The 1,255-nt window shown below is 50.4% G+C and carries 1 rRNA gene; it reads left to right on the plus strand.

Annotation, left to right across the window (positions count from 1 at the left end):
• Window positions 1-96: 96 nt before the first annotated feature.
• Window positions 97-1,255 (plus strand): 23S ribosomal RNA (locus KBW98_RS23775); the annotation flags it as partial.

Here is a 1,255-nt window from a genome sequence, read left to right on the forward strand (position 1 = left end):
CACACTTAGGGTAGTAATTGTTGTATCAAGCAAACATAGTTGTACTCTTGAATTCTATGACGATCCTTGTAACTCATGCAGGGGCCAACGTTATAGGGACAAGCGAATAAGTGCACATGGTGGATGCCTTGGCGATTACAGGCGATGAAGGACGTAGTAGCTTGCGATAAGCTGCGGGGAGCTAGCAAACGAGCTTTGATCCGCAGATTTCCGAATGGGGAAACCCGGCCTTTTAGGTCATTGCATGCTGAATACATAGGCATGCAAAGCGAACGCGGCGAACTGAAACATCTAAGTAGCTGCAGGAAAAGAAATCAACCGAGATTCCCAAAGTAGTGGCGAGCGAAATGGGATGAGCCTGTACGTGATAGTCGAATTGATAGTGGAAGCCTTTGGAAACAGGCGCCATAGCGGGTGATAGCCCCGTACACGAAATCTCTTCGGTGGTACTAAGCGTACGACAAGTAGGGCGGGACACGAGAAATCCTGTCTGAACATGGGGGGACCATCCTCCAAGGCTAAATACTCGTAATCGACCGATAGTGAACCAGTACCGTGAGGGAAAGGCGAAAAGAACCCCGGGAGGGGAGTGAAATAGATCCTGAAACCGTGTGCATACAAACAGTCGGAGCCTCTTCGTGGGGTGACGGCGTACCTTTTGTATAATGGGTCAGCGACTTACATTCAGTGGCGAGGTTAACCGAATAGGGGAGCCGTAGAGAAATCGAGTCCGAACAGGGCGACAGTCGCTGGGTGTAGACCCGAAACCAAGTGATCTACCCATGGCCAGGATGAAGGTGCGGTAACACGCCCTGGAGGTCCGAACCCACTAATGTTGAAAAATTAGGGGATGAGCTGTGGGTAGGGGTGAAAGGCTAAACAAACTTGGAAATAGCTGGTTCTCTCCGAAAACTATTTAGGTAGTGCCTCAAGTATCACCATCGGGGGTAGAGCACTGTTATGGCTAGGGGGTCATTGCGACTTACCAAACCATTGCAAACTCCGAATACCGATGAGTGCGAGCTTGGGAGACAGACGTCGGGTGCTAACGTCCGGCGTCAAGAGGGAAACAACCCAGACCGCCAGCTAAGGTCCCAAAGATTGGCTAAGTGGAAAACGAAGTGGGAAGGCTAAAACAGTCAGGATGTTGGCTTAGAAGCAGCCATCATTTAAAGAAAGCGTAATAGCTCACTGATCGAGTCGTCCTGCGCGGAAGATGTAACGGGGCTAAGCCAGTCACCGAAGCTGCGGATAT

The sequence above is a fragment of the Massilia sp. ST3 genome, assembly GCF_018119405.1.
Lineage (GTDB): Bacteria > Pseudomonadota > Gammaproteobacteria > Burkholderiales > Burkholderiaceae_D > Telluria.